The organism is Variovorax sp. 679 (assembly GCF_003952185.1).
In the GTDB taxonomy this organism is placed as follows: Bacteria; Pseudomonadota; Gammaproteobacteria; order Burkholderiales; family Burkholderiaceae_C; genus Variovorax.
The window spans coordinates 1-21,096 of the sequence record NZ_RXFS01000022.1 but is presented as its reverse complement, the minus strand read 5'-3'; the positions used below and the strand labels follow the sequence as shown (position 1 = coordinate 21,096).

16 protein-coding genes and 1 pseudogene are annotated in these 21,096 nt (G+C 69.1%); 10 read left to right on the top strand and 7 right to left on the bottom strand.

The window, feature by feature from the left end; all coding sequences use genetic code 11:
• Positions 1 to 13: 13 nt before the first annotated feature.
• A complete protein-coding gene (locus EJO71_RS32920; protein WP_240651598.1) occupies positions 14 to 1,384 on the bottom strand; it encodes an NAD(P)-dependent oxidoreductase in 1,371 nt (456 codons plus the stop codon).
• A gap of 266 nt (positions 1,385 to 1,650) precedes the next feature.
• On the opposite strand from EJO71_RS32920, the gene EJO71_RS32915 reads away from it, so the two are divergent.
• The 8 genes and pseudogenes from EJO71_RS32915 (at position 1,651) to mgtA (ending at position 13,581) form a co-directional block, all read left to right on the top strand.
• Positions 1,651 to 3,102 carry a PLP-dependent aminotransferase family protein gene (locus EJO71_RS32915; RefSeq protein ID WP_164546967.1) on the top strand — a complete coding sequence of 484 codons (1,452 nt, stop codon included), beginning with the start codon at positions 1,651 to 1,653 and terminating at the stop codon, positions 3,100 to 3,102.
• On the top strand, positions 3,099 to 3,788 hold the full coding sequence (locus tag EJO71_RS32910; RefSeq protein ID WP_125952865.1) for a TetR family transcriptional regulator C-terminal domain-containing protein: 690 nt from the start codon (positions 3,099 to 3,101) through the stop codon (positions 3,786 to 3,788). The genes EJO71_RS32915 and EJO71_RS32910 overlap by 4 nt, the downstream gene beginning before the upstream one ends.
• A gap of 613 nt (positions 3,789 to 4,401) precedes the next feature.
• A complete protein-coding gene (locus EJO71_RS32905) occupies positions 4,402 to 4,734 on the top strand; it encodes a hypothetical protein (protein ID WP_125952866.1) in 333 nt (110 codons plus the stop codon).
• Between the two features lie 59 nt (positions 4,735 to 4,793).
• Positions 4,794 to 5,924, top strand: a complete 1,131-nt coding sequence (locus EJO71_RS32900; protein WP_125952867.1) for an efflux RND transporter periplasmic adaptor subunit — start codon at positions 4,794 to 4,796, stop codon at positions 5,922 to 5,924.
• A complete protein-coding gene (locus EJO71_RS32895) occupies positions 5,917 to 9,048 on the top strand; it encodes a CusA/CzcA family heavy metal efflux RND transporter (RefSeq protein WP_125952868.1) in 3,132 nt (1,043 codons plus the stop codon). The genes EJO71_RS32900 and EJO71_RS32895 overlap by 8 nt, the downstream gene beginning before the upstream one ends.
• Positions 9,045 to 10,376 carry a TolC family protein gene (locus EJO71_RS32890; protein WP_125952869.1) on the top strand — a complete coding sequence of 444 codons (1,332 nt, stop codon included), beginning with the start codon at positions 9,045 to 9,047 and terminating at the stop codon, positions 10,374 to 10,376. Before EJO71_RS32895 ends, EJO71_RS32890 begins: the two co-directional genes overlap by 4 nt.
• 17 nt (positions 10,377 to 10,393) lie before the next feature.
• The gene (locus EJO71_RS32885) at positions 10,394 to 10,819 is read left to right on the top strand and encodes a hypothetical protein (RefSeq protein WP_125952870.1); all 426 of its coding nucleotides are present in this window, start codon (positions 10,394 to 10,396) and stop codon (positions 10,817 to 10,819) included.
• A pseudogene (gene mgtA / locus EJO71_RS32880) lies at positions 10,816 to 13,581 on the top strand (magnesium-translocating P-type ATPase). The gene EJO71_RS32885 and the pseudogene mgtA overlap by 4 nt, the downstream one beginning before the upstream one ends.
• Before the next feature lie 20 nt (positions 13,582 to 13,601).
• Here mgtA and EJO71_RS32875 read toward each other — a convergent pair.
• Both EJO71_RS32875 and EJO71_RS32870 read right to left on the bottom strand, forming a co-directional pair.
• A complete protein-coding gene (locus EJO71_RS32875; RefSeq protein ID WP_125952871.1) occupies positions 13,602 to 14,297 on the bottom strand; it encodes a response regulator in 696 nt (231 codons plus the stop codon).
• The gene (locus tag EJO71_RS32870) at positions 14,294 to 15,910 is read right to left on the bottom strand and encodes an ATP-binding protein (RefSeq protein WP_125952872.1); all 1,617 of its coding nucleotides are present in this window, start codon (positions 15,908 to 15,910) and stop codon (positions 14,294 to 14,296) included. The genes EJO71_RS32875 and EJO71_RS32870 overlap by 4 nt, the downstream gene beginning before the upstream one ends.
• Positions 15,911 to 16,068: 158 nt before the next feature.
• On the opposite strand from EJO71_RS32870, the gene EJO71_RS34555 reads away from it, so the two are divergent.
• Together EJO71_RS34555 and EJO71_RS32865 are read left to right on the top strand one after the other, a co-directional pair.
• Positions 16,069 to 16,206: a hypothetical protein gene (locus tag EJO71_RS34555; protein ID WP_164546968.1), complete on the top strand. Its 138-nt coding sequence runs from the start codon at positions 16,069 to 16,071 to the stop codon at positions 16,204 to 16,206.
• Positions 16,203 to 17,033: an intradiol ring-cleavage dioxygenase gene (locus EJO71_RS32865; RefSeq protein ID WP_125952873.1), complete on the top strand. Its 831-nt coding sequence runs from the start codon at positions 16,203 to 16,205 to the stop codon at positions 17,031 to 17,033. Before EJO71_RS34555 ends, EJO71_RS32865 begins: the two co-directional genes overlap by 4 nt.
• An 8-nt stretch (positions 17,034 to 17,041) precedes the next feature.
• On the opposite strand, the gene EJO71_RS32860 is transcribed toward EJO71_RS32865, so the two are convergent.
• The 4 genes from EJO71_RS32860 to EJO71_RS34645 all read right to left on the bottom strand — a co-directional run.
• A complete protein-coding gene (locus EJO71_RS32860) occupies positions 17,042 to 17,725 on the bottom strand; it encodes a response regulator (protein WP_125952874.1) in 684 nt (227 codons plus the stop codon).
• Positions 17,726 to 17,741: 16 nt separating this feature from the next.
• Entirely contained in the window at positions 17,742 to 20,144 is a 2,403-nt protein-coding gene (gene bamA, locus EJO71_RS32855; RefSeq protein ID WP_125952875.1) for an outer membrane protein assembly factor BamA, read from the bottom strand.
• Between the two features lie 88 nt (positions 20,145 to 20,232).
• The gene (locus tag EJO71_RS32850; RefSeq protein WP_125952876.1) at positions 20,233 to 20,910 is read right to left on the bottom strand and encodes a nuclease-related domain-containing protein; all 678 of its coding nucleotides are present in this window, start codon (positions 20,908 to 20,910) and stop codon (positions 20,233 to 20,235) included.
• Positions 20,907 to 21,096 (bottom strand): hypothetical protein (locus EJO71_RS34645; RefSeq protein ID WP_206169069.1); only part of this gene is annotated, 190 nt, incomplete at its 5' end. The genes EJO71_RS32850 and EJO71_RS34645, both read right to left, overlap by 4 nt.

Sequence of the window (21,096 nt, the reverse complement as noted above, 5' to 3'; positions counted from 1 at the left end):
GGCGGGCGCTGCTTCAGGCCGCGCGCAGATGCCGGTCGATGGACAGCGCGGCCTGCTTGCCGTCTTCCACCGCCTCGACCGTGAGGTCGCGTCCGCCGAAGCGTGCGTCGCCGCCGGCCCATACCTTGGACCGCGAACTGCGGCCTTCGGTGTCGGTGCTGATGCGCCCGCCCTGTAGCTGCACGCCGCCGTCCTCGAGCACCGTGGCAATGAAGCTCTGGCCGATGGCGCACAGCACCATGTCGGCCTGCAGCGCGAGGCTTTCGCCGGTCTCGACCAGCTTGCCGCCCTCCAGAGCGGTGCGCGCGAAGTCGATGCCGCGCAGCACGCCGCCCTTGGCGCGCAGGGCCTTGGGCGCGGCCCAGTGGATGATGCGCACGCCGTTTTCCTTGGCCCAGCTCTGCTCGTCGGCCGAGGCGCCCATGCTTTCCTGGCCGCGGCGGTAGACGATGCTCACGTCTTCCGCGCCCAGCTTGCGCGACTGCACCGCGGCATCGACCGCGGTCATGCCGCCGCCGATCACCACCACGTGCCGGCCGATGGCCACGTCGGCCGGCGAGGCGGCCTGCCGCAGCTCGGCGATGAAGTCGACCGCGTCGCGCACGCCGGCCTGCTCGCCCAGGCCCAGCGTGTTCACGCCGGCCAGGCCGAGGCCGAGGAACACCGCGTCGTACTCGGCGGCCAGCGCATCCAGGTGCAGCTCGCGGCCCAGCGCGTGGTTGCAGCGCACCTCGATGCCGCCGACCGACAGCAGCCACTCGATCTCGCGCTGCGCGAAACCGTTCACCGTCTTGTAGCTGGCCAGGCCGTATTCGTTGAGGCCGCCGAGCTTGGGCCGCGCATCGAACAGCACCACCTGGTGGCCCAGCACCGCGAGCCGGTGCGCGCAGGCCAGGCCGGCCGGGCCCGCGCCGACCACCGCCACGCGCCGGCCGGTGTCGGCCGCGCGCACGAACAGCGGCGTGCCGGGCTTCTCGAAGAAGGCATCGGTCGCGTGCCGCTGCAGCAGGCCGATTTCCACCGGCTTGCTCTCGTTGGTGTTGCGCACGCAGGCCTGCTCGCACAGCACCTCGGTAGGGCAGACGCGGGCGCACATGCCGCCCAGCGGGTTCTCTTCGAGGATGGTGCGCGCGGCGCCGCGCAGGTTGCCGTCGGCGATGCGGCGGATGAAGGTGGGAATGTCGATGCCCGTGGGGCAGGCCGTCTGGCACGGCGCGTCGTAGCAGTAGTAGCAGCGCTCGGCCTCGATGTTGGCCTGCACCACGTTCAATGGCGGATGGGCGTCGCAGAAGTTCTTGGCGTACTGCGCGGGGTCGAGGCGGCCCGCCCGCACATCTGACGCGAGATGTGCGGTGGGAGCGACGGGATTCATCGTGCTGCTCATGGGCGTTCAGGCTCCAGGATCGTGGTGGGGATCTGTTTCGACACGAGGGATCGAGCCCTCGTGAAGTTTGACCAAGTGGTCGAATGTCGCGATGATTCAGCAAACGAGGGGTGCCGCCCATACACAGTTGAAGCGGCAAGCGAGAAAGTGTTTGCCGCCGCCGGGCGCACCGTTTGGTCCGCCGCCCAGCACAGTTCCTCAGGGCAAACCCTTTCCTGCACCGCCGCATGCATGGTTGCCACATGGGTTCCCAAGGAGACACAGCGATGCAAGGTTCACGCGGCAGCGCCACGGCGTTGCTCAAACCGGCGCAGGCCGGCGCCGGATGGATGCAGGGCCTGATGGGCGAGATGGACGACGCCGCCCCCGGCCTCGGGCTGGCGCAACGCCTGGTGGTTGGGGTCGAACTGCGTGTGAGCGACGGGCGTCTCGCACCCGGCACCAAGATGCCTTCGGTGCGCGCATTGGCGGGCAAGCTCGGCATCAGCACCTTCACCGTCACCGAGTCATACAGCGCGCTGCGTGCGCGCTCCGTGCTGGCTTCGCGGCCGGGCAGCGGCTACTACGTGTTGCACCGTCCCGCGCGCGTGGCCGATGAGCCCGAGACGGTGCCGCGCATCGCCGACGCATCGCAGGGCAACGAACGCCCGCCACCGCCCGAGTACCGCGGCGACGACCTGGTGCGCGAAGCGATGCGTCGCGTCGCACGCACGGCCCCCGAGTGGGACGGCGGCGCGCGGCCCGGCTTCGGCCTGACGCGCCTGCGCGAGTTGATCGCTGCGCGCCATCGCACCGAACTGCCCGCCCTGGTGCCGCAGCAGGTCATGACGGCCGCAGGCAGCCTTGGCGCCGCCATGTGCCTGCTGCAGGCGTGGACCGAGCCCGGTGACGCGGTACTGGTCGAGTCGCCCGCGTCCCGCCAGTTGCGCAACCTGGTCCTCACGCTGGGCCGGCGCATCCTCGAAGTGCCTCGGCGCGGCGGCTGCCTCGACATCGCGGCACTCGACGGCTTCGCGCCGCAACTGCCCTGCGAAGCGCGCAGGCGCCTGCTGTTCGTGTCGACGGCGGTGTCGAACCCGCTCGGCATCTGCATGAGCCCGCAGGGTGCGCACCAGGCGCTGCAGGCGGCCGAGCGGCACGACCTGCGCGTGGTCGAACTCGACACTTGGCGGAGTCTCTCGCCGCTGCAGGCGCCCAGCCTCGCGGCAATGGACGGGCTGCAGCGCGTGGCGCAGATCGGCAGCGTGTCGACCACGCTGTCGGCCAGGCTGCGGCTGGCCCATGTGCTGCTGCCGCAGCGCTGGTGCGACGACGCCGCGCTGCGCTGCCTGCACACCACGCTGGGGCCGAGCGAGTTCGAGGAGCGCGTGGCCTGCGAGGTGCTGTCCGATGCGGGCTACCCGCGCTTCCTGCAGAAGCTCAACACCGCGCTGAAGATCGCGGGCGAGCGCACGCTGTCGCTGCTGACCGGCGCCGGCCTGCAGGCGCTCCATGTGCCCGACGGTGGCCCGTTCCTCTGTGCGGGCTGGCCGCCCGGCAGCGAGCCTAGGCCGTCCGCCGACGCGGTGCTGCAGGAGGCGCGCAAGCAGGGCCTGCCCCTCGCGGTTGCCACCGACTTCGGCGGCACGCCCCAGCCCTTCGCGTGGTATCGCTTCAACGTCACGCAGTGCGGCGACGAGCGGCTGGTGCGCTTTCTTGCGCGGATGAAGAACCCATGAGCGCCGTTCGCCCACCCGCGGTCAAGCGCCAGGCCCGTCGACAGAACATCGAGAGCGCCGTCCTCGCCGTCGCGCAGGAGCGCTTCGCGCTGCAGGGCTACGGCGGCGTCTCCATCGACGACATCGCGGCCGAGGCCGGCATATCGAAGCAGAGCCTGCTGTACTACTTCCCCTCGAAGAAGGCGCTGTACCGGCGCGTTTTCAACGACGTGCTCGACTCGTGGCTGTCCAACCTCGACAGCCTGGCCGCGGCTGACCTGGAGCCGCATGCCGCGCTGGAGCGCTACGTCACGCAGAAGCTGCAGTTCTCGTACGACCATCCCTCGGGTTCGCGCCTCTTCGCGCAGGAAATCATCTCGCAGGCGCCGCAGTGCGGCGACGACATCGAGGCCAAGCTGGTACCCGCATTCCGTGCCGAAGCCGCCGTGCTGCATCGCTGGATGAGCACCGGCCATGCCGCGCCGCTGCCCGTGGCGCACCTGCTGTTCACGCTGTGGGCCATGACGCAGACCTATGCCGACTTCGCGTGGCAGATGCGCATGCTGCTCGGCAAGAAGGCGCTGGAGCCGGCCGACTTCGACCTGGCGCGCGAGACCATCATGCGCATGCTCGAAGGCGCGCTGGGGTTGACGCGACCGGCCACGTCGGCCGTGGTGACGAGCCGGCCGGAACCGCTGCCCAAATAAAAGGCATGCCTCGCGAAGCCACGGCCAGAGCCACTTCGAGACCGATGCATCCCATCGACCACAAATCAAAAACAGTTGTGAATTTTTGTTGACGCTCTCATTGCTGCATCGCAATAATCCGCGCATCTTGTTTTTTGGAGCACCTTGCGTGGACAGTGCCAGTTGTTGCAGCAGTGATGCAGAGCGTGCCTTGATGGCCGCTGTTGCCTGCCCGGCCGCCTGAACACCCGCTCCCCGGGTTGAAGGTCGCCGCGCCGACCTCAGCCCTTTGCCGATGCCCGGCTCCCCATGGAGCCTTGGTGTCGCGCCCATCTCCTCACGTCCAGTTCACTCACCCTTCCGCCCGGGGCGGCCCGATCGCGTTCGCGATCTTCGGTCTGCCTGCGGGCGGCGGCTGCGCGCGCGTCCGTGCATCGGGGCTTCCGTTGCATCAACCGGTTCGAGAGAGCCCGAGGAGAAGACCATGGACCCAGACCCTAGTTGGCGCTCGCGCGCGCCCGCCATTCCTCCGACCCATTCAATGAACCCGCATCCGGCGCTGCCCCGGAGGCCTCGACTCGCCTGAACCCGGGCGTGAGGACTCCTGCGCGCCGATGCCGCAGGAGCCCTCGTCATGTTCGCCCTCTCGCACCGCCGTGAGACCCTGGGCTGCGCGCTGCACGTCGCGCTGGCCCATCGCCGTCCCCGTGTTCTGCAGGCACTGCTGCAGAGCCACGGCCCCGCCGCCTTCGCGGCCAACCTCTCGCTCCGTTCCGGGCGCGTCATCGCCGACGCGCTCTCGACGCTGCCTGCCTGGCAGCGCGAGCAAGTCTTCCGTCACCTGACACGCGCGGCTCGCCGCCGCTGCGTGGAGGTCGGAGGCCGCGCGTTCGATGTGCCGTCCCGCTCGGGCCTGCTCGAACGGCTGCTGTCCCTCTGCCTGCCGCCGCGCGCGGCACGGCCGTGAGGGCGGCACGCATCAACACAACCAGGACAACGGATCTCCAGATCCCCAGGAGAAGAACCATGAACAGAACACTCATCGCCGCGCTCGCCGCGGGCTTCACGCTCGCCGGTTGCGACGCGGGCAGGATGCTCGCGTCCGAAGCCGTCGCCGCATCGCCGGCACCTACCGCTCGCGCCGTCGTGCACGACGGCCCCCTGATCGCCGTGCCCGAGAACTCCCCGCTGCGCGCCTCGCTGCAGGTGGCGGCGGTCGAATCGCAGCAGGTGCAGCGGCCGATCTCCGCGCCCGGCAGCATCGAGGCCGCGCCCGAGAAGCTGGTGAAGGTCACCTCGCCGGTGACCGGCCGCATCGTCAGGCTGCAACGCGCGCTGGGCGATTCGGTAAAAGCCGGCGACGCGCTCTTCACGCTCGACTCGGCCGACCTCAGCAGCGCCTTCGGCGACGCCACCAAGGCCGAGGCCACCCTGCGGCAGGCGCAGCGCGACTTCGCGCGGCAGAAGCTGCTGTTCGAGGCCGACATCACCGCGCGCAAGGACTACGAGGCGGCTGAGTTGGCCTTCGGTGCCGCCACCAGCGACGCGCATGTGGCGAAGAACCGCCTCGCGCAGCTCGGTGCCGGCTCCGGCGGCGGCTCGCACCGCGACTACGTGCTGCGCTCGCCCATCAGCGGCCGCGTGATCGAGATGACCGGCGCGCAGGGCGGCTACTGGAACGACATCAATGCACCGGTGATGACCGTGGCCGACCTGTCGACCGTGTTCCTCACCGCCAGCGTGTCGGAGAAGGACATCGCCGCGCTGCGCGTCGGCCAGAAGGCGCGCATCGACCTCAGCGCCTACCCGGACCAGGCCTTCGACGGCACGGTGAAATACATCGGCGAGGTGCTCGATGCAGACACCCGCACCGTCAAGGTCCGCGTGGCCGTCGACAACCGCCAGGGGCGCTTCCGCCCCGGCATGTTCGCCAAGGTGGTGTTCTCGGGCGACGCGCATCCGGCACTCACCGTGCCGGCCTCGGCGCTGGTGCAGAGCGGTCTCTACACCAAGGTGTTCGTCGAGAAAGGGCCGTTCGCCTTCGAGGCGCGCAAGGTCACGGTCGGGCCGGTCATCGGCGAGCGCATCGAGATTCTTTCGGGGCTGCAGGCCGGCGAGCGCATCGCCGTGAAGGAAGGGGTGCTCCTCAATGATTGAGCGCCTCGTCACCCTGTGCTTCCACCGGCGCGGCATTGCGTGGATCGTGTTCGCGTTCGTCGCGCTCTACGGCTGGACCTGCTGGAAGCAGCTGCCCATCGAGGCATATCCGGATATCGCCGATGTAACCTCGCAGATCGTCACGCAGGTGCCGGGCCTCGCGGCCGAGGAGGTCGAGCAGCAGATCACGGTGCCGCTGGAGCGCGAGCTGCTCAACACGCCGGGGCTGCACGTGCTGCGCTCCAAGAGCACCTTCGGCCTGTCGCTGATCGTGGTGGTGTTCAAGGAGGGCGTGGACGGCTACTGGTCGCGCCAGCGGTTGCAGGAGCGCATCGGCGGCGTCACGCTGCCGTACGGCGCCACGGCCGGCCTGGACGCCTACACCTCGCCCATCGGCGAGATCTACCGCTACACGCTGGAGTCGAAGACGCGCGACCTGCGCGAGCTGTCGGAGCTCCAGTTCTGGACCGTCATCCCGCGCCTGAAGAAGATCAGCGGCGTGATCGACGTGGCCAACTTCGGCGGCCTCACGACGCAGTTCATGTTGTCGCTCGATCCCGCCCGGCTGGTGCAGTACGGCGTGACGCTGCAGCAGATCAAGGACGCCATCAACGCCAACAACGGCAGCGCCGGCGGCAGCTTCATGAACCGCGGCGAGCAGGCCTACGTGGTGCGCGGCACGGGCCTCATCGGCTCGCTGCAGGACATGGGCAACGTGGTGGTCACGGCCAAGTCGGGCACGCCGGTGCTGGTGAAAGACCTCGGCACGCTGAGCTACGGCAACGTGGAGCGGCGCGGCATCCTCGGCAAGGACGACAACCCCGACACCGTCTCCGGCATCACGCTGCTGCTGAAGGACGCGCAGGCCTCGCAGGTGATCGAGGGCGTGCACGCCGCCGTGAAAGACCTGAACGACAACCTGCTGCCCAAGGACGTGAAGGTGGTGCCGTACCTCGACCGCGCGGCGCTGATCGACGCCACCACGCACACGGTCGGCAAGACGCTGCTCGAGGGCGTCGTGCTGGTCACGCTGGTGCTGCTGCTGTCGCTGGGCAGCCCGCGCGCGGCGGCCATCGTGGCGCTGACGATTCCGCTGTCGATGCTGATCGCCTTCGTCTTCATGCGGCACCTGAACGTGCCGGCCAACCTGCTGTCGCTGGGCGCGATCGACTTCGGCATCCTGGTGGACGGCGCGGTGGTGCTGGTCGAAGGCATCCTGCGGCGGCGCGAGGAGGCGCAAGACAAACCGCTCGCGCCGGCCGACGCCATTGCCGCCACGGTGCAGGTGGCACGGCCGATCTTCTTCGGCATGCTGGTCATCATCGCGGCCTACCTGCCGCTGTTCGCGTTCCAGCGCATCGAATACAAGCTGTTCTCGCCGATGGCCTTCGCGGTGGGCTCGGCGCTGGTCGGCGCGCTGCTGGTGGCGCTCACGCTCATTCCGGGGCTGGCGTGGCTGGCGTTACGCAAGCCGGGCCGGGTGTTCCACAACCGGCCGCTCGAATGGCTCACGCTGCGCTACGAGGCCTTCCTTTCCCGCGCGCTGGGGCGCGGGCGGTGGGTGGTGGCGACGTGCGGCCTGGCGCTGCTGGGCGTGATCGGCCTGGGCGGCACCATCGGACGCGACTTCCTGCCGTACCTCGACGAAGGATCGCTCTGGCTGCAGGTGACCATGCCGCCGGGCATCACGCTCGAGAAGGCCACGGCCCTGGCCAACGAGCTGCGCAGCGCCACGCGCGAGTTCCCCGAGGTCTCGTACATCGTCACGCAGACCGGCCGCAACGACGGCGGCACCGACCCCTGGACCGTGTCGCACATCGAGGCCAGCGTGGGGCTGCATCCCTACGACACCTGGAAGTCGGGCATGACCAAGCAGGAGCTGATCGCCAGGCTGGCCGAGCGCTACAGGCGGCTGCCCGGTTTTTCCGTCGGCTTCATGCAGCCCATGATCGACGGCGTGCAGGACAAGCTCTCGGGCGCGCACAGCGACCTGGTGGTGAAGGTGTACGGCGACAGCCTCGACGAGATGCGCCGCATCGCGCTCGACGTGACCGGCGTGCTCGAGAAGGTGCCGGGCGCGGTCGACGTGGCCATCGACCAGGAACCGCCGCTGCCCAACCTGAAGATCGACGTCGACCGCGCGGCCGCCGCGCGCTACGGCATCAACGTGGCGGACGTGAGCGACCTGATCTCCACCGGCATGGGCGGCGCGGCCATCGGGCAGGTCCACGTGGGCGAGAAGAGCTACGACATGACCGTGCGCTTTCCCGAAGCCACGCGCAACGATCCCGATGCCATCGCCGGCCTGATGCTCACCGCGCCCAGCGGCGCCAAGGTGCCGCTGGGGCAGGTCGCGCGCATCCGCACCGTGTCGGGCGAGACCACCATCACGCGCGAGTCGTCGCGCCGGCATCTCACGGTGAAGCTCAATGCGCGCAACCGCGACCTGTCGAGCTTCCTGGCCGAGGCGCAGTCGGCCATCGAGCGCGGCGTGAAGTACGACCACCTGCGCTATCAGATCGCCTGGGGCGGCCAGTTCGAGAACCTCGAGCGTGCGCAGGCCCGGCTGATGGTGATCCTGCCGCTCACGCTGGCGATCATGTTCCTGCTGCTGTTCGCCGAGTTCGGCAACCTGCGCCAGCCGGCGATGGTGCTGCTGGTGGTGCCGCTGGCCATGCTCGGCGGCCTGGCCGCGCTGCACCTGCGCGGCATGACGCTGAACGTGTCGAGCGCGGTCGGCTTCATCGCGCTGTTCGGCGTGGCGGTGCTCAACGGCGTGCTCATGGTCTCGCAGATCAACCGGCTGCGCCACGAAGAGGGGCTGGCGCTGCGCGAGGCGGTGATCGAGGGCGCGCGCAGCCGCATCCGCCCGGTGCTGGTGACCGCCACCGTGGCCGCCTTCGGCCTCACGCCCGCCATGCTGGCCATGGGCCTGGGCAGCGACGTGCAGCGGCCGCTGGCCACCGTCGTCGTGGGCGGCCTCGTGACCGCCACCTTGCTGACGCTGGTGCTGCTGCCGGCGCTCTACCACCTTGTCGAAACACGGGCAGAGGCCGCCGCCGGAAGGCGCGCCGAAGCCGGGACGGCCGCGCCGGACGCGGACCTGCAGGAGCAACACGCATGAAGAACAGGAACATCCACTGGCACGGCGTCGGCCTGGCGTTGCTGTCGCTGTACACGGGCATCGCCTGCGCGCAAGGCACGGCCCCGGCAGCCGACGCGGCAGCGGCCCATTTCGCCGGCTACCTCGCTGCCGTCGAGAAGCACAGCCTCGACCTCGCGTCGCAGCGCGAATCGATCACCGCCGCGGAGGCCGGCGTGTCGATCGCGGGCGTCGTGCCCGACCCGAAGCTCACCCTCGGCTATGGGCCGAAGGAGTTCAGCAAGGCCATCGCGCTGAAGCCGCCGGTCAGCCGGACGGTCGCTCTCGAATGGGAGATCGAGACCGCCGGCAAGCGCGACAAGCGCGTCAGGCTCGCGAAGAGCAATGTGAAGCTGACCGAAGCGAACGTGGAGGGCTTCAAGCACCAGCTCTACAGCGATTCGGCCGCCGCCTTCGCGGAGGCCTGCCGCACCCGTGAGGCGCTGGTGCGGCAGGAGTCGTCGCTGCGCTCGCTCTCGGAGGTCGTGCGGGCCAATGAGGTGCGCCGCAAGGCGGGCGACGCGGGCGGGCTGGAACTGCTGCAGTCGCGCACCGAGCGCGACCAGTTCCAGGCCGGTGTGGTCAAGGGGCGGGCCGATGCGCAGGCCGCGATGCTGAACCTGTCGGTGCCGCTCGGGCAACGCTTCGACGCGCTGTTCGCGCAACCGCGGCTGGATTGCGACTTCGCCGACTTCGCGCCGGGCGATGACGTCGACGCCCTGATCCGGCAGGCGCTCGACGCGCGCGACGAGGTGCTGATTGCCCGAGCGACCCTCGACAACGCCCGCGTCAACGCCGAACTCGTGCAGGCCAACCGCTATGTGAACCCGACCGTGAAGCTGACGGCCGGCCGCACGCCCATGGGCCGCAGCAGCTTCGACGGCGACGGCAAGGAGACGCCCGGCTCGCCGGTCTCGCGCACCCTGGCGGTCGAGGTGGCGATTCCGCTGCCGTTCTCGCGGCTGCAGAAGGGCGAGGTCATCCAGGCCGAGTCGGCCGTCACGCAGGCGATGCTGGGCCTGCGCGCCGCGGAGCTGAAGACTGACGCCGAGGTGCGCGCCAGCTACGCGCAGTTCCTGGCCGCGCGCGAGAACCTGCGGCGCTACCGCGAATCGGTGCTGGCCGATTCCGACAAGGTGCTGTCGGGCATGCGCCTGTCGTACCGCAACGGGCAGGCCTCGCTGCTGGAGTTCCTGGCCGCGCAGCGCTCGGCGGACGACGCCTACCTGGCCTACCTGCAGGCACAGGCCGACCTGGTCACCGCCACCGTGCAACTTCAACTGAGCGTCGGGCTGCACCCCGCGCTGTGAACTCAAGGAGATTCACCATGGCTGATTTCGACCCCGGGCAGGTGAGCCGCCTGCTCAATCACCGCCTGACGCTCATCGTCCACGCCGATGCGCTCGATGCCGCGCGTGAGGCGCTGCGCTGCGGCTTCTTCGATGCGCGACTCTACTGGCGCCGCTCGCAGGAGCAGCCGCTGGGCATGCCGCCCGTGAAATGGGCGCTCAGCGGCGAGTTCCAGGGGCCGCTGGGCACCGCGACGCGGCTGGTGCAGTGCCTGGCGCTGCACCTGACGACGCTGCCGGTGGTGCTGGTGCGCCTGGAGACGCTGGGCGGCATCGCGTCGCCCGTGCGGGCCGCCTTCTCGTGGCGCGACGAAGCGCCGGACAGCGCGCCGGCTTTCCCGTTCGCGGGCCCGATGCGCGATGTCGCGACCCCTTCCTCCAACCAGCCGGAAGCACGCGGATGAACATCTTCAAGACCTGGTTCGAGGCCTTCCTGAGCAGCCGCCACACCTCGCGCCTGTTCGGCCGGGGCGAGATGCTGGAGACGGTGTCCAAGGGCGGGCGAGGCGGCGCACAGCCCGTGCCCGAGCGCCTGTCGCGCGACCTGTTCCGCGCGGCCGACGACGACATCCCGTCGCTGCTCGTGTGGCTCGATTCGCACGAGGACGGCCTCAGCAGCGCCGAGGCCGGTCGCCGTCTCGCGCAGCACGGTGCCAACGAGGTCGCCCACGAGAAGCCGCTGCCCTGGTGGATGCACCTGTGGCACTGCTACAAGAATCCGTTCAACCTGCTGCTGACGCTGCTCGCGGTGGTGTCGTACGCGACCGAGGACGTGAAGGCCACGATCGTCATCGGCACCATGGTGGTGCTGTCGACGCTCATCCGCTTCGTGCAGGAGGGGCGCTCCAACCGCGCGGCCGAGAACCTCAAGGCGCTGGTGAGCAACACCGCCACGGTGATCCGGCGCGACCTGCGCACCGAGGCGGCCGAGGTGGCCGAGCGCTACTTCGACGCCCGGCCGCTCGCGCGCCATGCGCCCCGGCGCGTGGAGCTGCCGATCCGCGACCTGGTGCCGGGCGACCACATCGTGCTGTCGGCCGGCGACATGATCCCGGCCGACTGCCGCATCCTTTCCGCCAAGGACCTGTTCGTGAGCCAGTCGGCCATGACGGGCGAATCGCTGCCTGTGGAGAAGTTCGCGCAGCGCCAGGGCAGTGGCGCCAGTCCACTGGAGCAGGCCAACATCGTGTTCATGGGCACCAACGTGGTCTCGGGCTCGGCGGTGGCGCTGGTGGTGGCCACCGGCAACCGCACCTACTTCGGCACGCTGGCCACGCGCGTCACCGCGTCGGACCGCACGCCCACCGCCTTCCAGGCGGGGGTCAACAGCGTGAGCTGGCTGCTCATTCGCTTCGCGCTGGTGATGGTGCCGATCGTGCTGCTGGTCAACGGCTTCACCAAGGGCGACTGGACCGAGGCCTTTTTGTTCGCGCTGTCGGTGGCGGTGGGCCTCACGCCCGAGATGCTGCCGATGATCGTGACCTCGACGCTGGCCAAGGGCGCCGTGCTGCTGTCGCGCAAGAAGGTGATCGTGAAGCGGCTCGACGCGATCCAGAACTTTGGCGCAATGGACGTGCTGTGCACCGACAAGACCGGCACGCTCACGCAGGACTAGATCTTCCTGGAGCGCCACACCGACGTGTTCGGCTCGCAGTCGGCCGAGGTGCTGAAGTTCGCCTACCTCAACAGCTACTACCAGACCGGCCTGAAGAACCTGCTCGACCACGCGGTGCTCAAGCACGTGGAGCTGCAGAGCGAGCTGAACCTGCGCCAGGACTACCGCAAGGTGGACGAGATTCCCTTCGACTTCGAGCGCCGGCGCATGTCGGTGGTCGTGTCGGAGCGCGAGGACCACCACGAGCTGATCTGCAAGGGCGCCGTGGAAGAAATCCTGGGCGTGTGTGCTCGCGTGCGCGTCGACGGCCAGGACATGCCGATGAGCGCGCTGCTCTACGAGCGCGTGCTGCAGATCACCCGCGAGCTCAACCACGAGGGGCTGCGCGTGGTGGCCGTGGCGGTGAAGGAGAAGCCCTCGACCGAGGCTGCCTACTCGGTGGCCGACGAGTCCGACCTGACGCTGGTCGGCTACGTGGCGTTCCTCGATCCGCCGAAGGAATCGACCGCGCCCGCGCTCACCGCGTTGGCCAGGCGCGGCGTCACCGTCAAGGTGCTGACGGGCGACAACGAACTGGTCACGCGCAAGGTCTGCCGGCAGGTCGGCCTGAAGGTGGACGGCGTGCTGCTGGGCCACCATATCGACCGCATGAGCGACCCCTCGCTCGCGCATGCCGTGGAGACCCACAACGTGTTCGCCAAGCTGTCGCCGCTGAACAAGGAGCGGCTGGTGCGCGCCATGCGCGACAACGGCCACGTGGTGGGCTTCATGGGTGACGGCATCAACGACGCACCCGCGCTGCGCGCCGCCGACATCGGCATCTCGGTCGACACCGCGGTGGACATCGCCAAGGAGGCGGCCGACCTGATCCTGCTCGAGAAGAGCCTGATGGTGCTGGAGGCCGGCGTGGTCGAGGGTCGCAAGACCTTCAGCAACATGCTGAAATACATCCGCATGACCGCCAGCTCGAACTTCGGCAACGTGTTCTCGGTGCTGGTGGCCAGCGCGTTCCTGCCCTTTCTGCCGATGCTGCCGCTGCAACTGCTGGTGCAGAACCTGCTGTACGACATCTCGCAGATCGCCATTCCCTTCGACAACGTCGACGAGGAACTGGTGACCCGGCCGCTGAAGTGGAACCCCGGCGACATCGGCCGCTTCATGGTGTTCTTCGGGCCGATCAGCTCATTGTTCGACATCACCACCTTCGTGCTGATGTGGCACGTGTTCGGCGCCAACACCGAGGGGCAGCAGGCGCTGTTCCAGTCGGGCTGGTTCGTGGTGGGGCTGCTCACGCAGACGCTGATCGTGCACATGATCCGCACGCCCAGGCTGCCGTTCATCGGCAGCCGCGCGGCCTGGCCGCTGACGGCGATGACGCTGCTCATCATGGCCGCCGGCATCTTCCTGCCGATGGGGCCGCTGGCGGGCTACTTCAAGCTTCAGGCGCTGCCGATGGGCTACTTTCCATGGCTGGTGGCCATCCTGCTGGGCTACGCGGTGCTGACGACGTCGATGAAGCGCTTCTACATCCGGCGCTTCGGCTGGCAGTGAAGTGAAGGGACCGGGCGGCCTCAGCCCGGCACCGGCGTTTCCCACGCAAAGCCCACGCCGTACACCGACCGTATCCAGTCGTGCCCGGGCGTCACCGCGCCGAGCTTGCGGCGCAGGTTCTTCACGTGACTGTCGATGGCGCGCTCGGTCACGTCCACCGTGTCGTCGTAGGCCAGTTCGAGCAGGCGGGCGCGCGAGAAGATCCGCCCCGGATGCCGCGACAGCACCTGCAGCAGCCCGAACTCGCGCCGCGTGAGGTTCAGCGGCGTGCCTTCGAGCGAGGCGCGCCAGTGCACGTCGTCGAGCACCAGCCCCGGCGCGTCGTTCTGCGAGCCCGAGCCCTGCGCCAGGCCCGGCGCGGTGCGGCGCAGCACCGCGCGCACGCGCGCCACCAGCTCGCGCGGTGAGAAGGGCTTGCACACGTAGTCGTCGGCGCCCAGCTCCAGGCCCAGCAGCCGGTCGACTTCCTCGATGCGCGCGGTCAGCATGATGATCGGGTGCGCCGTGTGCTCGCGCGCGCGGCGCAGCACCTCGATGCCGTCGAGCCGGGGCAGCATGATGTCCAGCAGCGTGAGGTCGGGCGGCTCGGCGACGATGCTTTCGAGTGCGCTCTGCCCGTCGGTGAAATGCTCGGTTTCGTAGCCCGCGTGGCGCAGGTAGTCCTGCACCACCGAGGCGATGTCGGTTTCGTCTTCGACGATGACGATGCGTGTCATGACGTTGCTGCCAGTGGAAGGGTGATGGTCAGGCGCAGGCCGCCCAGGGGCGAGGCCGACGCGTCGATGGTGCCGCCGTGCGCCTCGATGGTCGCGCGGCAGATGGAAAGGCCGAGCCCGGAGCCGCCGAGCTCGCGGCTGCGCGAGCTCTCGCCGCGGAACAGGCGGTCGAAGAGGCGCGGCAGCTCGGTCTCGGGCACGCCCGGCGCGCTGTCGTCGAACACCAGCGTGAGGCGGTTGCCGGTCCACGCGCCCTCGACCATGACGTCGATGCTCAGCTCGCCGCCCTGGTCGGTATAGGCCAGCGTGTTCTCCAGCAGGTTCATGAAGACCTGGTGCAGCCGGTGCGCGTCGCCCTCGACGGCGGGCTGGGCGGAAGCCGAGATGCGGTCGATGGCGCGGCGGTCCACCGTGATGCCGCGCGCGGCGAAACGGGCGAGCGTGTGGTCGAGCGCCTCCTTCAGCAGCGAGAGCGGGAACACCGTGGCCGTGAGCATGTCGTTCTGCGGCTCGCGCATGCTGCTGCGCAGGTCGTCGACCAGCTGGCCGAGCCGGATCACCTGCCGGTGCAGCCGCAGCGCGGTGCGCTCGTCGAAGGTGCGGACGCCGTCCTGCAGCGCCTCGATTTCCGCGCGCATGGCGGCCAGCGGCGTGCGCAGCTCGTGCGCGGCGTCGGCCAGCCATGCGCGGCGCGAGGCTTCCATCGTGTCGAGCCGCTGCGCCATGTCGTTGAAGGTGCGCCCGAGCAGTGCCAGCTCGTCCGAGCCCTGCACCGCCACGCGGGTGGAGAGCCGGCCGCGCGCCACGTCCTGCGCGGCCTGGGTGAGTTCGTCGATGGGCTTGAACCAGCGGCGCGCCAGCAGCCACGAAAGCACCAGCGCGAAGCCGAGGCCGCACAGGCCGGTGAGCACGATCACGCCCGATTGCCGCGCGACGAAGGCCCGGTCGGCTTCGCTTTCGAGGCCCTGCAGCGGCGTGAGCGCCAGGTAGCCGATGACGGTGCGGTCGCGCCGGATCGGCGTGCGCGCGGCGTTCGCAAGATCGACCTCGGCACCCACCACGCGCGCGCCGTGCGCGTCGAGCACGGCCAGCCGCTGGAAGATGGAATCCGGCATGTCGCGCGGATCGCGGAAGAACCACGGCGGCGGCATGGTCGGCAACCGGCGCGGCGTCAGTTCGAGCTGGGGCGACGACAGCGCCGAATCCGAGGGCGGAGGGGGCGGCGGCCTGCCGCCGTCGGCGCCGTTGTCGCCGCCGTTGCCATCAGGGGGAGGGGTCCCGCGCATGGCGCGGTACTCGTACCAGGGCGGGAGCCGCCGTTCGTCGCCATTGCCGCTGCCCGGACCGTCGAGCGCGGCGGCCATGCGGCCCATCTGCAGGCGGCGCCAGGCGTCGTCGTTGTCGTGCAGGCCCTTCCAGTCGCCGTTGGCGACGTAGTACTTCAGCAGCTGCTGCGTGAGCCAGTCCATGCGCCGGATCTCGATCTCGGCCACGTAAGAGCCCAGGCCACGCTGCAGCGCGATGATCGACAGGCCCGCGAAGCTGATCAGCAGCACGATCAACAGGGCGGCGAGCGCCAGGAAGATCTTCCTGGAAAGGGTCAGGTGAGGCATGGGCTCGGAGGGGGCATTGCCGCATTCTGCGGCATGCATTGCAGGCAGGCGAGGGGAGGCTGGATGGGGTGGCAGCCGATCATCGGGGCCGAATGTGGAGGAAATTGGGAGGAATCTTCTCCATCATTTCTCCCCGATCGGTCCGCACGATGCCGGCCATGAACCCCCATATGGACCTGCCGCCGCAGCTGGCGACCACGGCGTTTTTCTGGTTGATCGCCCAGGCATGGACGCTGCTCGTCTTCTGGGCGGAGGGCTGCGCCACGCGCCCGGCCATGAAGGAAAGGACGCCATGACCCAGTCCGATTCGCCGCTCCTCGGGCGCCGCGGCCTGCTGGCCGCCCTCGGCGCGGCGGGCCTGTCGGCATCGGCAGGCCCGGCGGCAGCCGCGTCGCGCCGGATGCCGCTGACCGCCCAGACCACCGAAGGGCCCTACTACCTCGACCTCGCGCTGGAGCGAGCGGACATCACCGAAGGGCTCGACGGCGTGCCGCTGGATGTGCGCTTCACCGTGTGCGACACCGACGGCCGCCCGCTGCCGAAGCTGCGGGTAGACCTGTGGCACTGCGACGCGCAGGGTCGCTACTCGGGCTTCGGCGAGCAGGGCGACGACCGCTCGCTCTCCTTCGAGGGCAAGACCTTCCTGCGCGGCAGCCAGCGCACCGACCGCGACGGCGCGGTTGCCTTCCGCAGCGTTTACCCGGGGTGGTACGCGGGGCGCACCACGCACATCCATTTCAAGGTGATCAACGGTGCCCGCGCGGTGCTCACCTCCCAGTTCTTCCTGCCCGATGCGCTCAGCGAGTTCCTCTACACGCAGGTCTCGTCCTATCAGCGCGCGCGGCTGCGCGATACGCTGAACAGTGCCGACGGCATCGCCCTGAAAGCCGGCACGACGGTGCTCGGCGCGGTGCGCGAGGAGCGCCAGCGCTATGTCGCCACGCTCGCGCTGGTGGTCGACCCGGCGGCGACCCCGGCGATCGACCGGCCGCCGCGTCCCGGCGGCCCTCCGCATGGTGGGCATGGTGGGATGCCTCCCGACGGCCTGCGCATGCCACGCCCGCGCTCGCCGGAGGGCACGGCGCGCGTTCGCGCGATCGTGCCGCCGCGCGCGGAAGGCTGAGCCACGGCTCAGGCCGGCCGCTCCGCGAAGCTGAAGCCCACGCCGTACACCGAGCGGATCCAGTCGTGCGAAGGCACGGCCGCCGCGAGCTTCCTGCGCAGGTTCTTGATGTGGCCGTCCACGGCGCGCTCGTTGACGTCGAAGGCTTCCGGAAACGCCGCCTCGAGCAGCTTGGAGCGCGTGAACACCCGGCCCGGGTCGCGCGACAGCGCCCGCAACAGCAGCAGCTCGCGGCGCGTCAGCGTCAGCGCGCGGCCCTCCAGGCAGGCGTTGCCGCGCGGATCGTCGAAGCGCACGGCGGTCGAGGGCCGGGCGGCGCTGTCGCGCCATTGCGCGTGCCGGCGCAGCACCGTCTGGATGCGCGCCACCACCTCGCGCGGCGAAAACGGCTTGCACACATAGTCGTCGGCGCCCATGTCCAGCGCCAGCAGCCGGTCGGCCTCCTGCGCGCGCGCCGTCAGCATGATGATCGGGTGGTTGCCGTGAGAGCGCACCTTCTCCAGCACCTGGATGCCGCCGACGCGCGGCAGCACCACGTCGAGCAGGGTGAGCGCCGGCGGCTCGCTCAGGATGCGCTCCAGCGCCGCCGCTCCGTCCTCGATCTGCTCGACCTCGTGGCCCGCGCCGTGCAGGTGGCCGAGCAGCAGCGGTGCGCTGTAGCGCCCGTCTTCCACCAGCAGGATGCGGCTCATGGCTGGGCTCACTCGCTCAGAACGAGGTTCCGATCTGGAACTGGAAGCGCTGCGTGCGGTCGGCCGCGATGTTGTTGGCGGTGTCGGCCTTCTGGTAGAGCAGCGGCACCGCGTAGGCCAGCCGCAGCGGGCCCAGCGGCGAGATCCAGCTGATGCCGATGCCGGTCGAGGCGCGGATGCGGTTCTGCGCCTTCCACTGCGCGTCCGTCATGCTGGCGGTGCGGTCGGCGAACACATTGCCCGCGTCGAGGAAGGTGTACAGGCGCAGCGTCTTGTCGTTGCCCGCGCCGGGGAAGGGCGTGCTGAACTCCATGTTGAAGATCGCCTTGCGCGTGCCGCCGAGCGCACCGGCCGTGACCGAGTCGAGCGGGCCGAGCGAGTTCTGCTCGAAGCCGCGGATCGAGCCCAGGCCGCCCGCGTAGAAGTTCTTGAAGATCGGGTAGGTGCTGTCGCCCAGCGCCCGCGCGTAGCCAAGCTGCCCGTTGATGGCCAGCGTGTACTGCTTCGACAGCGGGAAGTACTGCTGGTACTGGTAGTTGGTCTTCAGGTAGCGCAACTCGCTGCCCACGCCCACCTCGAGGTTGGCGCTCTGCAGGCGGCCGCGCGTGGGCACCAGCGCACTGTCGCGGTCGTCGCGCGACCAGCCCAGCGTGGCCGGGATGCCCACCACGCTCGACTTGGCGCAGGTCACGCTCGGCGCGGTGCCGGTGCACTTGAAGTAGTCCAGGTAGGCCTGGGGCGTGGCGGTGTACACGTACGAGCCGTCGACCAGCGTGTAGGTGCCGTTGGTGCCGGGCGTGAACGACCAGCGCTCCAGCCCGATGCCGAGGAACACCGTGTCCTGCTCGCCCACCGGGAAGCCGAAGCGGACGGAGCCGCCCTCGCTCGCGAGCTTGTAGTTGCCGTCGGCCTCGTAGTAGGGCCGCGTGGTGGTGTGGAACACGTTCAGCGTGCGCGAGATGCCGTCCTTGGTGAAGTACGGGTCGGTGGCCGTGAGCGAGACGGTGCGGTTGTACGAACTGGTGTTCACGTTCAGCCCCAGGTAGTTGCCGCTGCCGAACACGTTCTCCTGCGTGATGCCGAAGCTCAGCGAAACCTTGTCGGTCGACGAATAGCCCGCGCCCAGCTGCAGCGAGCCGGTCGGCTTCTCGGTCACGTTCACCGCCAGGTCGACCTGGTCGGGCGAGCCGGGCACGTCGATGGTGTCGACATTCACGTCGGTGAAGAAGCCCAGCCGGTCGACCCGGTCGCGCGATGCGCGGATCTTGTTGCCGTCGTACCAGGCGCCCTCGTACTGGCGGAACTCGCGGCGGATCACCTCGTCGCGCGTCCGTGCGTTGCCGCCGATGTTGATGCGCCGAACGTAGGCGCGGCGCGAGGCCTCGGCCTTCAGCACCATCGTGACGCGGTTGTTCTGGCGGTCGATCTCGGGCTCGGCCTTCACGCGCGCGAAGGCGTAGCCGAATGTGCCGAAGTAGTCGGTGAAGGCCTTGGTGGTGGCGGCCACGTCCTCGCCGTTGTAGGGCTTGCCGGGGCGGATGGTCACCAGCGTCTTGAACTCGTCCTCGCGGCCCAGGTAGTCGCCCGTGAGCCTCACGCCGGCCACCGCGAACTTCTCGCCCTCGGTGATGTTGATCGTGAGGGTGAGCGTCTGCCTGTCGGGCGAGATGGCGACCTGCGTCGAGTCGATGCGGAACTCCAGGTAGCCGCGCGTGATGTAGTAGGAGCGCAGCGTCTCCAGGTCGCCGTTGAACTTGGTGCGCGAGTACTGGTTGGACTTGGTGTACCAGTCGAGCCAGCCGCCCGAGTCCTGGTCGAACAGGTCGAGCAGCGTGCTCTCGCTGAAGGCCTTGTTGCCGACCACGTGCACTTCCTTGATGCGCGCCGACTCGCCCTCGGTCACCGTGAAGGTCAGGTTCACGCGGTTCTTCTCCAGCGGCGTGACGGTGGTGATGACCTGCGCGTTGTAGAGGCTGCGGCTGATGTACTGCCGCTTGAGCTCCTGCTCGGCGCGGTCGGCCAGGGCCTTGTCGTAGGCCTGTCCCTCGGCCAGCCCGATCTCGCGCAGCGCCTTCTGCAGGGCGGCCTTGTCGAATTCCTTGGTTCCCACGAAGTCGACGTCGGCGATGGAGGGGCGCTCTTCCACCACCACCACCAGCACGTTGCCGTTCACGTCGATGCGCACGTCCTTGAAGAGGCCGAGCTTGAACAGCTCACGGATGGCGGCGCTGCCGCGCTCGTCGCTGTAGGTGTCGCCGGCCCGCAGGCCCATGGTGGCGAAGACGGTGCCGGGCTCGACGCGCTGCAGGCCTTCGAGCCGGATGTCCCTGATGGTGAACGGATCGAATGCCCAGGCGGGAGAAACGACGATGGAGGCAAGCAGCGCGGCTGCAGCTGCGAGTGACTTGGGAAACTGCATCGCCGCATGGTTCCCGTCAATGTCGGAGAAATTTGGGACTTTCCCCCGGCTGCCCCGGAACGCTCGGGGTCTTTACCTTCGCTTTGCCTTACTGCAATCCCATTGCATTCGACGCGGCCCACGCCGGCGCGGCGGCCGCGACCGCGGCCTCGGCCAGCTGGTGGCTTCTTTCGCGGCAGTTGCGCAGGTGGTCTTCGATCGTCAGCTTGCCCTGTATCTGCAGCAGGCGCTCCACGGTGCGGTCGATGGCCTGGTCGTCGAGCAGCGGATAGCTGCGCGCGAGGCGGCCGTTGTTGCGCACAAGGCGCGCGATGTAGGGCAGGTCCTGCTGCGTGATGACGGCCGCCGGCATCACGCCTTCGAGCTCAACGCCTTCGCACGGCAGCAGAACGAAGTACTGCAGCCGCAGCTCGTCGGACAGCAGGCTGCGCAGCTGCGATGTTTTTCGTCCCCCTTGCCACGCGGGGTCTTTCACCTCGCGCGCGCTCTTGCCGCCGTGCAGCCGCAGAAACCAGCGCGGGGGCGACTGGTCCGACTTCTTGCGGTAGATGAATGCATTGCGCCAGGCCTTGATCTCGAAGAGGTAGACGCCGGTTTCGCACACCAGCACGGCGTCGACGCGCGCGGTGGGCACCGTGTGCCCCTCGGGCATCGGGATGATGAGATTGCGAAGAATGCGCAGGTACGAAAAGGTGGGGCTGAACGCGCTGGTGAGCTGTTGCACTCCCAGCGAGGTGGCGGTGTTGCTCGGCAAGGCAATGGTCATGGAGGGCTCCTTCGGCCGACGAGCATCGCGCGGCTTTTCGGAGACTTCTTGTGCGAGGTGTTTCCTTCGGTGGAGCCTCGCGGTTTGCGTGCAAACAACAGTTCTCGCGCAGCAGGAGTCAACCACAAGATTCCTCCGAATTTGAACGAGACGATGCGTGCCTGCTGCTCGATGGAGAGCCGCTGC